Source organism: Roseibium aggregatum, assembly GCF_017309185.1.
Classification (GTDB): Bacteria; Pseudomonadota; Alphaproteobacteria; order Rhizobiales; family Stappiaceae; genus Roseibium; species Roseibium aggregatum_B.
The window spans coordinates 235,304-246,352 of sequence record NZ_JAEKJZ010000006.1; the positions used below are offsets into that span (position 1 = coordinate 235,304).

Annotated in this window: 9 protein-coding genes; 5 read left to right on the forward strand and 4 right to left on the reverse strand. The window is 61.9% G+C overall.

The window, feature by feature from the left end:
* Positions 1-84: 84 nt before the first annotated feature.
* Both JF539_RS23000 and htpX read right to left on the reverse strand, forming a co-directional pair.
* The gene (locus tag JF539_RS23000; RefSeq protein ID WP_207143091.1) at positions 85-1,452 is read right to left on the reverse strand and encodes an RsmB/NOP family class I SAM-dependent RNA methyltransferase; all 1,368 of its coding nucleotides are present in this window, start codon (positions 1,450-1,452) and stop codon (positions 85-87) included.
* A gap of 302 nt (positions 1,453-1,754) precedes the next feature.
* Complete coding sequence (htpX, locus tag JF539_RS23005; protein WP_207143092.1) at positions 1,755-2,711, reverse strand: zinc metalloprotease HtpX; 957 nt, start codon at positions 2,709-2,711, stop codon at positions 1,755-1,757.
* Between the two features lie 151 nt (positions 2,712-2,862).
* Between htpX and JF539_RS23010 the strand changes: the two genes are divergently transcribed.
* Positions 2,863-3,117, forward strand: a complete 255-nt coding sequence (locus JF539_RS23010; protein WP_207143093.1) for a DUF1674 domain-containing protein — start codon at positions 2,863-2,865, stop codon at positions 3,115-3,117.
* Positions 3,118-3,127: 10 nt separating this feature from the next.
* Here JF539_RS23010 and JF539_RS23015 read toward each other — a convergent pair whose 3' ends face one another.
* The gene (locus JF539_RS23015) at positions 3,128-3,778 is read right to left on the reverse strand and encodes an SGNH/GDSL hydrolase family protein (protein WP_209017523.1); all 651 of its coding nucleotides are present in this window, start codon (positions 3,776-3,778) and stop codon (positions 3,128-3,130) included.
* 301 nt (positions 3,779-4,079) lie between these two features.
* Here JF539_RS23015 and JF539_RS23020 point away from each other — a divergent pair, with 301 nt between their 5' ends.
* The 4 genes from JF539_RS23020 (at position 4,080) to JF539_RS23035 (ending at position 10,214) form a co-directional block, all read left to right on the forward strand.
* Complete coding sequence (locus tag JF539_RS23020; RefSeq protein ID WP_207143094.1) at positions 4,080-5,303, forward strand: aminotransferase class I/II-fold pyridoxal phosphate-dependent enzyme; 1,224 nt, start codon at positions 4,080-4,082, stop codon at positions 5,301-5,303.
* Positions 5,300-8,056 (forward strand): FtsK/SpoIIIE family DNA translocase, encoded by a 2,757-nt coding sequence (locus JF539_RS23025; protein WP_207143095.1) that lies wholly within the window; start codon positions 5,300-5,302, stop codon positions 8,054-8,056. Before JF539_RS23020 ends, JF539_RS23025 begins: the two co-directional genes overlap by 4 nt.
* 83 nt (positions 8,057-8,139) lie before the next feature.
* Entirely contained in the window at positions 8,140-8,787 is a 648-nt protein-coding gene (locus tag JF539_RS23030) for an outer-membrane lipoprotein carrier protein LolA (RefSeq protein ID WP_207143096.1), read from the forward strand.
* A gap of 455 nt (positions 8,788-9,242) precedes the next feature.
* Complete coding sequence (locus tag JF539_RS23035) at positions 9,243-10,214, forward strand: ATP-dependent carboxylate-amine ligase (RefSeq protein ID WP_207143097.1); 972 nt, start codon at positions 9,243-9,245, stop codon at positions 10,212-10,214.
* 25 nt (positions 10,215-10,239) lie between these two features.
* On the opposite strand, the gene JF539_RS23040 is transcribed toward JF539_RS23035, so the two are convergent.
* Positions 10,240-10,992 (reverse strand): helix-turn-helix domain-containing protein, encoded by a 753-nt coding sequence (locus JF539_RS23040; RefSeq protein WP_207143098.1) that lies wholly within the window; start codon positions 10,990-10,992, stop codon positions 10,240-10,242.
* Positions 10,993-11,049 lie beyond the last annotated feature (57 nt).

The window sequence follows — 11,049 nt, forward strand, 5'->3', positions numbered from 1 at the left end:
TCTCCGGTCATCAAAATTGAAAACGTGCTGTTAAGGTTAGCATTTCATTTAAAGAATCATTGCAAATGAACCGTTTATGCGACGTTAAAACCGCCTGAATCTGGCGGCGAAAAAACCGTCCAGCCCCGTTGCGTCCGGGCTTTTCCCCGCTTCATGGCACGGAAGGCAGCGTAACAGGCCGGATGCCGTCACGCATTGGGACAGTCCGCCAACTTCCTCTGCGTCAACCGGAACGAGTTCAACCTTGCCGCTCTGGCGCTCCAAGAACGCTTCCACCTGCCTTTCGCCTTCCTCCGGCTCCAGAGAACAGGTGCAATAGACGATCAGGCCTCCGGGCCTGACCCAGGCGAGAACCCGGTCGAGCAGTTCACGCTGGATTTCCGCGAGTTTTTCGATGTCGTAGGGTTTCTTGATCCAAGGCACGTCCGGATGCCGCCGGATGGTTCCCGTGGCGCTGCAGGGGGCGTCGAGCAGAACCGCGTCGAATGGCGCCTCCGGTTGATAATCCCTGAGATCGGCGGCAACCGCGGTCACTTCCAGACCCAGGCGGGTCATGTTTTCCTCCAGACGCTTGAGACGGCTTTTGGAAATATCGATGGCGGTCACATCCGCGCCGGCGGCGGCCAGTTGCGCTGTCTTGCCGCCGGGCGCGGCACACAGATCTGCGACCCTCAAGCCTTTGACATTGCCCAACAGACATGCAGGCAAGGCGGCGGCGGCATCCTGAACCCACCAGGCGCCTTCGGCAAATCCCTCCAGGGCTTCGACAGGCCCTTTTTCCGTCAGCCGGATGCTGCCTGTGCCGACAGGTTGCCCGCCGAGCTTTTCCGCCCAGAGGTCCGGATCGTCGCGGATGGACAGGTCCAGGGCTGCTTCGCCCTGGTGCGCCCTGGCAATGGCCCTGGCGGTTTCCTCGCCATAGGCGCCGCGCCAGCTCTCCAGCAGCCAGTCCGGCGTGTTCAGCGCCTCCGCGTCCAGATCCGCCGTGATTTCGTCTCGTTCGCGCCCGAGGCGGCGGAGCACGCCGTTGACCAGACCCTTGTATGGCCGCGCCCGGCGGTCGAGACCGGCATGGTCCACGGCAAGCGACACCGCCGCCCGGTCCGGGATCTCCATGAACAGCATCTGGGCGATGGCGACATGCAGGATATCGAGCACCCGACCGGTCTTTTCCGGTATCCGCCGGTCCAGCAACCGCTCCAGGATTTCCGCGATTTCGCCCCGGTGACGCAGGGCCGTGCCCACGATCGCCCGCACGAGCGAACGGTCGTTGCCGGCAAGCGCGCGGAAACCGGAATGGCCGGATGTGGTGTCCAGTTCGCCGTCGAGGGGGCGCTTCTTGTGAACGACGTTGCCAAGAATGTCGGCGGCCGTCTTGCGCGCGGCGAAACCGGGTTTTTCCGTGCGGTCCGTCGCTTGTGGTTTGTTCGCTTTGGCAGGCCGTTTGGTCAAGGAAGTAGTCCGATACGAGTCCGAGAAACCGGATTTGGAGCGTGCCGCATTCGTCCGGAAACACCTGTATCGCTTTTGCGTCTAAATTTCTGATTTCAGACAGCGAGAAGCGATACTGGAAAATGCGATTTGCTCTTAAGTCAAACGCCGCAAACCGGAGGTCCGGTCGCGGCGCATTAAGTGCATGTTAGTGTGCAAACGATCCATAAGGAAGCGGTTTCTCGCGTGCAGGGTTGTCACCTCCCCCCACACCTCAGGACGAGGGGGTGAAAAGCAGTGCCGGTACATCACCCCAAAAACCGCTACCCCCACGGTCCACGCGGATGGCGCGGCGTGCTGTCCTGTGCCGGGCGGCTGCCGCTCCATGGTCCGGAATGAGACGGAGCCGCTTGGGAAAAGGAGGCGCGGCCACCCGTGCCCAGTCCGCTGTCGGACAATCTGCGCAGTTCGGCGATGCGGTTTTCCGTTGCCGGGTGGGTAGAGAACAGGTTGTCCATGCGCTCGCCGGAGAGCGGGTTCATGATGAACATATGTGCCGTTGCCGGATTGGCTTCCGCATCGGGGTTGTGAATGCGCTCGACGCCGCCGGAAATCTTGGCGAGCGCGGAGGCGAGCCACATGGGTTCGCCGCAGATCTCAGCCCCCATGCGGTCGGCGGCATACTCCCGGGTCCGCGAGATCGCCATCTGCACCACCATCGCCGCCATCGGCGCGACCACCATCATCAGGATCACTCCGACGATGCCGAGCGGGTTGTTGCGGTTGTTGCCGAAGAAGAAGGCGAAGTTGGCGAGCATGGAAATCGCTCCGGCGATTGTCGCCGTGATCGTCATGATCAGCGTGTCGTGATTCTTCACATGGGCCAGCTCATGGGCCATGACACCGGCCACTTCCTCCGGCGTCAGCATGTTCAACAGGCCGGTGGTCGCCGCGACGGCGGCGTTTTCCGGGTTGCGGCCGGTGGCAAAGGCGTTCGGCTGCGGATTGTCGATGATGTAGACCTTCGGCATCGGCAGGCTGGCGTTCTGCGCCAGCCGCTCCACCATGCGGTAATAGTCCGGCGCGCTTCGGGCGTCGACCTCGCGCGCATGATGCATGCGCAGGACCATCTTGTCCGCGTTCCAGTAGCTGAACAGGTTCATGGCAGCGGCAATTCCCAGGGCAATGACCATGCCCGACTGGCCGCCGATCATGAAGCCGATACCCATGAAGAGGGCGGTCATCGCCGCCAGAAGCATTGCTGTGCGAACGTAATTCATCGCAGCTTCGATCCGTTCCGGTTCCGTTTCAGAGCCCTTGTTCCAGGGCTCAGGTCAGCCTGAAGATGGGTATTGCTGCCATTCTTGGCAAGTTTGACCTATATTGTAAGAGGACACTCCCGAAACCGTAGAACGGACTTGCAGCATTCTCATGACGGACACCCCGCGCGACCTCTTCAGCCAGAGCGAAGTTCCTTCGTTGAAAGCCTCCAACGATGACACCCCGAAAAAGAAGTTCGAGGATCTGCCGCCGGCTGCCCAACGCGCGCTGAAGGAAGCCGAGGCCCGTCGCACGCAGATCGACGAAAAGCAGAACTCCATGCCGCAGGAGGTCAACGGCCGCGGCGGTCTGGAACCGACCCGCTACGACGACTGGGAAATCAAGGGCCTGACGGTGGATTTCTAGGGTTGCGGACTCAAAGCTCCGCTAACTTCGTCACCTCCGCCGCAATCGCCTTCGCCAGGCCCGCCTGCAATTCCGGGTCGAAATGGATCGCGTCCACCGGGCTTGCCGAAATCACCGTGCCCGTGTCGAAAAACGCCGCGCCGTATTCCGCTGCTTTCAGCCGGTAGCAGTCCGCCAGTTTTTTCGATTCTTCCACGGCGGTTTTCGGAAACAGCTCCGCGAACGGTGTGCCTTCAAGCGCGCCTAATGGCGGCGGTGCCATCAAAAGCACCTTCGGCGCGCGGCCTTCCACGTCGTCGGTCGGACGGCGGGCGAAATCGAGCAGCCGGCCCATGGCCGTCGCGATCGTTTCCGCGTTCATGGAAAACCGGGTCTGCAGGTCGTTGGTGCCCAGCATGACGATCAGGATATCGATCGGCATATGGGTCTTGCGCACGGTGGCGAGATGCTGAAGCCCGTTCTTGTCGCCCTTGACCGGGTCCTCGAAGACGGTCGTGCGGCCGTTCAGACCCTCTTCGATCACATAAAACGCTTCTCCGAGTTCCTTTTGCAGGAGCCTCGTCCAGCGGACGTCGTGACCGTAGCGGGACCGGTCGACCGGATCGAATCCCCAGGTCAGCGAATCCCCGAAACAGACAACGGTCAAAGGTTCCTTGCGCACACCCAGTCTCCGGTTTTTCGTGTGGTTCCGATTTGTTGCGACCGGTCTTAGCACGATTTGGGTAAGGGGGAGATGGTTGTGATCCCGCTGGCTCCCTTCTCTCCCTCAAGGGGGGAGACGGGAGCAAGACAAAAAGCCGCATTCTGAGGAGCGAGTGAATTCGCGTCTCCGCCGGATGAGAGAGTGGACGCAATCTTTCCCCTTGTGAAAACCGTATCCAAGTGCCGTTGGTTAATAAGAGCTTTACCATGTGGGCGATAGGGTCGGTGGCAAGTTTTGCGTAACCACTGCCGGATCATCGATGACTGCCAGTAAACAAGCCTATCGGCGCGGCGCTTCACTGCCGGGCTCCAATCCCTTTCAACGCCTTGCCGACCTTCTTGACGGCGAGACCCCCGGTCTCGAGCCGATCGTCATGACCATCGGCGAGCCGCAGCATGCCTTTCCCGACTTCACGGCGGATGTTCTTGCGGAGAACATGGCCGATTTCCGCCGCTATCCGCCGATTGCCGGCACGCCTGCTTTCCGCGAGGCTATCGCCGACTGGCTGGACCGTCGCTACAATCTCGGCGGCGCCATCGACCGGGAAAACGGCGTCCTGCCGCTGAACGGATCGCGCGAAGGCCTGTCCTTCGGAGCGATTGCCGCGCGCGACCAGCTGGACAAGGGCCTCGACCACCCGGTCGTGATCCTGCCGAACCCCTTCTACCAGACCTATGCGGCCGCGGCCCATGTGGCCGACGCCGAAGCCGTTCTCCTGGACGCGGTCGAGGGAAATCATTTTCTGCCCGATCTGGACGGTCTCGATCCAGACCTTTTGGAGCGCACCGTCGCCTTTTACGTTGCCTCGCCGACCAACCCGGAAGGCTATGTCGCCGATATTGCCTACTGGCAACGCCTAATCGGGCTGGCCCGCAAGCACCGGTTCTTCATTTTCGCCGACGAGTGCTATTCGGAAATCTACCGCGACGCCCCGCCACCCGGCATTCTGGAAGCGGCGCACGCCATGGGAACGGGGTTTTCCAATATCATTGTTTTGAACTCGCTGTCGAAGCGCTCCAACCTGGCGGGTCTGCGCTGCGGCTTTGCCGCCGGCGATCCGGAGTTCCTCAGGAAATGGGTCAGGTTCCGCGGGCTCGCCGCCCCGCAGGTTCCTCTGCCGGCCCAGGCCGTTGCCGTCCGGGCCTATGGCGACGAGGCCCATGTGATCGAGAACCGGCGCCTCTACAACGCAAAATTCGAAGCCGCCGAACGCCACCTTGGTCCGATCCTCGGTCCGGTGACGCCCGAGGCCGGTTTCTTTCTCTGGCTGAACGTCGAGAAGTGGGGCGACGGCGTGACGGTCACCCGGAAACTTTGGGGCGATATCGGCGTGAAGGTTCTGCCAGGAAGCTTCCTTGCCTCGGATCAGTCCGACGGCAGCAATCCGGGCCGGCATTTCATCCGGATCGGACTGGTCGCCCCGTTTGACCAATGCGAAACCGCCCTGGGACGGCTGGCGAACTGGTTGGGAGAAAACGCATGAGACGGGCCACTGCAATCCGCGGCAACGGCCGCCGCTCCTCCGTCGATCTTCTGGACACGGAAAGCCCGGTCAAACGCTTTTTGAGGCGCAATCTGACAGGCGCCGCAGGGCTCGGTGTCATCGCGGTGGCCGCGATGCTCGCCGCAGCGCTCGCCACATGGTCGGTCTCGGACCCAAGTCTCAATCATGCGACCGAAGGTCAGGTCCGCAACGCGCTCGGCGCACCCGGCGCCATTGTCGCCGACGTGCTGATGCAGACAATAGGCCTTGCGACCGCCGTCATTCTGATTCCTCTAGTCCTGTGGGGCTGGCGGCTTCTGGCCGGCCACGCGCTTGGCATCGGCAAAAAGCGGCTTCTCTACTGGTTGGCGGGCTCAAGTCTTGCGGCCGGTGCGCTTGCAGCCCTGCCGGTGCCGGAAAGCTGGCCGCTGCCGACCGGGCTCGGCGGGTTTTTCGGCGACATGGTTCACCGGGTGCCGGCGGCGATCACCGCAAACATGACCAGCGGAGCGGCCACGATCGTCGGCGGTCTCGGTCTCGGTGTGCCGGCCGTCCTGTGCCTTTTGAAGGCCGCCGGCTGGATCCGCGTCAGAGACCGCGAGATGGAGCGGATCGAACCGGCGGCGCAGCCGAAAGGCCATGGCCGGTCGATCGAGGAGGATCTCGGCCTGGATGAAGACGACTCCCGCCTCGGTCTGGTCATGAGCGCCTTTGTCGGCCAGTTGGAACACTGGGGCCTGCTGGCGCTTGCCCAGGTCCGGCGTGTCGCAGGTTTGAAACGCTCGCAACCTCGCGAGGAGGAATACTGGGAAGAAGACGATCCGGAAGCGGGCTACGAGCCTGAAGACAGTCGGCAGGGCAACCGCCTGAAGGCCTTCCGGCGCGCCCTTGCCGGCCGCCTGATGCCGGAAGACGACGACGGGCTGGACGAATTCTACGAGCGCGGCCGCGACGACGATCCGGACGAGGATCCCTATCTGGAAGAGGGTTACGCGGACGAGGGGGAAAGTTTCGCTCCCGACGAACTGCTGATCGACAAGGGACCGGTCGAAGGCCGCCCCGCGGTGCCGATCGGCATCGCCGCGCCACCCGCCGCGCCAACGGGCCCGGCAGGGTCCATGGCACCGGCGCAAGCACCGCAGGCCGGGCGGGTGATTCCGCCCGCGCCCCGGCCAAAACAGAGCAAACGGGCAATCGACGAAGCCCAGCCCTCCTTCCTCGGCGCACCCGAGGAATACGAACTGCCGCCGCTGCGCCTTCTGGCCGAACCCAAGACGGGCGGCAAGGTGCCCGGGCTTTCCGCCGACGCCTTGGAACAGAATGCCCGTATCCTGGAAGGCGTCCTGGAGGATTTCGGCGTGCGCGGCGAGATCATCGAAGTCCGCCCCGGTCCCGTCGTCACGCTCTACGAGCTGGAACCCGCGCCGGGCATCAAGTCCTCGCGCGTGATCGGTCTGGCCGACGACATCGCCCGCTCCATGAGCGCCATTTCCGCCCGTGTCGCCGTCATTCCCGGCAAGAACGCAATCGGCATCGAACTGCCGAACGCCCGGCGTGAAACCGTCTATCTCCGGGAGCTTCTGGCGGCCCAGGATTTCGAGAAATCCAAGGCCAAGCTGGCGCTGGCGCTCGGCAAGACCATCAACGGCGAAAGCGTCGTTGCCGATCTGGCGCGCATGCCGCACCTGCTCGTTGCCGGGACCACGGGGTCCGGCAAGTCGGTGTCCATCAACACCATGATCCTGTCGATCCTCTACCGGCTGACGCCGGAGCAGTGCAAGCTGATCATGATCGACCCGAAAATGCTGGAACTGTCCATCTATGACGGCATTCCCCATCTTCTGACGCCCGTGGTGACCGATCCGAAAAAGGCCGTGGTCGCCTTGAAATGGACGGTTCGCGAGATGGAGGACCGGTACAAGAAGATGTCCAAGATGGGCGTCAGGAACATCGACGGTTACAACACCCGCATCAAGCAGGCGCTGGAAAAGGGCGAGACCTTCACCCGCACGGTGCAGACCGGATTCGACCGGGACACCGGCCAGCCGATCTACGAGGACGAGGATCTGCCGCTCGAGGCAATGCCCTATATCGTCGTCATCGTCGACGAGATGGCCGACCTGATGATGGTCGCGGGCAAGGACATCGAGGGCGCGATCCAGCGTCTCGCCCAGATGGCGCGTGCGGCCGGCATCCACCTGATCATGGCGACGCAGCGCCCGTCGGTGGACGTCATCACCGGTACGATCAAGGCCAACTTCCCGACCCGTATCTCCTTCCAGGTGACGTCGAAGATCGACAGCCGCACCATCCTGGGCGAGATGGGCGCCGAGCAGCTTCTCGGCATGGGCGACATGCTCTACATGGCCGGTGGCGGCCGTATCCAGCGCGTGCACGGGCCGTTCGTCTCCGACGACGAGGTCGAGGACATTGTCAAGCACCTGAAGGTTCAGGGCACGCCGCAATATCTGGAAGCCGTCACGGAAGAGGAAGACGAGGGCGACAGCCCCTACGACGGCGGCGGGGGTCTTGCAGGCGGCGACGACGGCAACGATCTATATGACAAGGCGGTCGCCATCGTGCTGCGCGACAAGAAGGCGTCCACCTCCTATGTCCAGCGCCGTTTGTCGATCGGCTACAACCGGGCCGCATCGCTGATCGAGCGCATGGAGCAGGAAGGATTGATCAGCGCGGCGAACCACGCCGGAAAGCGCGAGATTCTCGTGCAAAACGGCGTCGAAGAGGACTTTTAGTTGCCAAACGCCAAAGCTTTGCCACACACTGACCCTAGGTCGTGGCTGCGAGTTCCGGCGAAAACCATTTAGGACATTGCCTCATGATGAAACGCTTTGCTCACCGTCTGATCGGGACCCTGGCGCAATCGGCCGCGGCCGCGGCTCTGGTTGTTTCCACCCTGCTTCCCGCCCAAGCTCTGTCGGACCAGGAGCAGAAGACGCTGAAGGACCTGAATTCCTACTTCAACTCCGTCAAGACCATGCATGGCGACTTCATCCAGTTCGGTCCGGACGGTAGCCAGTCCGACGGCAAGTTCTATATGGCCCGGCCGGGCAAGGTGCGCTTCTATTACAACAAGCCGTCCGTCCTCGATATCGTCGCCGACGGCAAGATGGTGTCCGTGCGCGACCGCAAGCTGAACACCCAGGATCTGTGGCCGCTCGGCCAGACGCCGCTCCGGTTCCTGCTCTCCGACGAGATCGACCTGCGCAAGGATACAAACGTAACCAACGTGCTGGTCGAGGACGATCTCGTCACGATCACCATTCTCGACAAGACCAAGTTCAACTCCGGCACGCTGACGCTGATCTTCGATTCCGAGGACTACGCGCTCAAGCAATGGACCGTGACCGACCAGCAGGGCTACGATACATCCGTCGCCGTCTACAATGTCGTCTCCAACGGTCCGACCAATCCGGAGCTCTTCAAGATCGATTACCTGGCCGCCGCGCAGCAGGACAAGAATTGATACGGTAAGCGTTTTTGCAGGATTGCCCCGTTACTTCAGCCAATCGCAAGGGTTTCGAGTGAACGGGGCTTTGCGAAAGGTTTTCCATTTTCCTTTTTCGGCTATGAAACGATCCGCTTCGACTTGTCGTCCCGGTTTGGCGTAAGCCAAGACCGGGATCCAGTACTCCGTGCGGCTAACAATAGTAAAAATCATTAAAGACAGATCTTTACTGGATCCCGGTCTTGACGCTTCGCGTCAAACCGGGACGACAAACGGATAAGTGAAAATTTTCTTTGCTTAAGTAGTCCCCGCTGCACCGGGCAGCGGTGGGAGAAGCCCGGCAACAATAAACATCTTCCACTTCGTAAAACTGTTTCAGTTTCACATTTCATACCAGCTTCTCATGTCTTCCGGTTTATCCTGTCCAAATCTGCATTTCCGAACACTCTCCGTCAAAGGCCCCGCTAAGACCCATGACCGAAAGCGACACCGCCCGGCCCCGTTCGCTGGTTTATCGGCTGCTTGACGCCTATTGCCGCCGGACCGGGCTGTGCCTGAGTGCGGCCGATTCCCACGGACATGCAGGCCTGGTGGAAACGCCTGACGGCACGCGCCGGTTTTTCAAAGGCACGCGGTTCGACCTGAACAGCCAGGGCGCGGCGGAGATCGCCAACGACAAGGCCTATTCGCTTGGCTTCCTGAGACAGAGCGGTCTGCCGGTACCGGCCTTCCACGTCGCTGAAGGCTCACCCCTCCGGAACGGCCAATACCCGCCGGAGGAGGTTTTCGCTTTTGCCGAAGAGGCCGGTTTCCCCCTCTATGTGAAGCCGAATTGCGGGCGCGAGGGCAAGGGCGTGATGCGAGCCCTCACAAAGTCCACGCTCCAGAACGTCCTGCATGTTCTGGCGGAGCGCAATTTCCAGATCCTGATTCAGCAGGAAATCCTGGGCAGGGACCTGCGCGTCATCGTTCTCGACGGCGAGGTTCTGTGCGTCCTCGAGCGCAGAGCACCGGAAGTGACCGGCGACGGACGGAGCAGTCTGGCCAACCTGATCGAAGCCCATGAGACAATCGACGCCGCCGACGGCCGGATCGATTTCGAACTGTCCCAGCAGGGCCAGATGCGGCAAAGCATACCGGAGAAGGACCGGGTTATCCGGCTCCTGCCTGTTTCAAACCTGTCTTCCGGCGGCATGGCGGAGATCGTTACGGACGTAACCGCCCCGGAAATCCTCGCCATCGCCCGCGACGCGGCCCGGTGCCTTTCCCTGCGCTACGCCGCCGTGGACATGATCCTTCCGGAAGACCGCCCGGATGCCGTCGGCTTCATCCTCGAGGTCAACGCCGCGCCCGGCTTCACCCGTCTTCACCGGCAGGGACCGGAGGAAGCGGCGCTGGTGGAAGGGATTTACGAAAAGGTCTTCGACGCGATGTTTGGCGGTTAGGCCGTCATCGACAGCCAGACTGTTCTCAGACCTTCGTCCGCAACAGGCTCGGACACTCGCCGAAATGCTTCTTGAAGGCCGCCGAGAAGCTGCCGATGCCGTTGTAGCCGGCAACGGCGGCGGCCTGGGAGACGGTGATGCCGTCGCGCAGCAAGGCGTCCCGGGCCTTGATCAGCCGCGCCTGCCGCAGATACTCGGAAACCGACACGCCGAAGTGGTCACGGAACTTGCGCTGCAGGGAACGGACACTGGTGCCCGTCTCCCGCGCGATTTGCGCGATGGTGAGCCTTTCGTCGAGATGCGCCAGCAGATAGTCCTGAATCCGGTCCATGCGGGCATTGGACGACAGCGCCGGCCCCAGACAAGATGGGTTGCCGCTGGAGATGCGCTGGCAAACGGCGATGAGAATGTCCAGTCCGCGCAGGGACAGGTAGAGCTCGCGCATCTCTCCTTCCAATCCCTTCGGCGGGTTTTCGATCTGGCGGCAAAGCGCCAGAACGTCCGGGCCCGGCTCCCACAGCATGTGATTGAGGTGGCCGGAGAGAAAGCGGGCCAGTTCTTCGTGGCGTACGGACGGATCGACCTGAAATTCCTCCATCCAGGTGAGCGGTGTCGTGATTGAGATCTTGCGCAAGGGCTTGTCGGTGCCGCGCAACAGGCGGATCTCGGTCTCCCTGTTGAGGACGTACGTCAGGACTTTCGGCCGGGCATTTTCGCCGCATCCGGCATCCACATGAAAGAATTCGTCACCCAGCCAGAAGCTCTGCTCGCCTTCCAAAAAAACAAAGGTCTGAAATTTTTGCGCCGCGCGTCCGGACTTGACGGAAGCAATGCT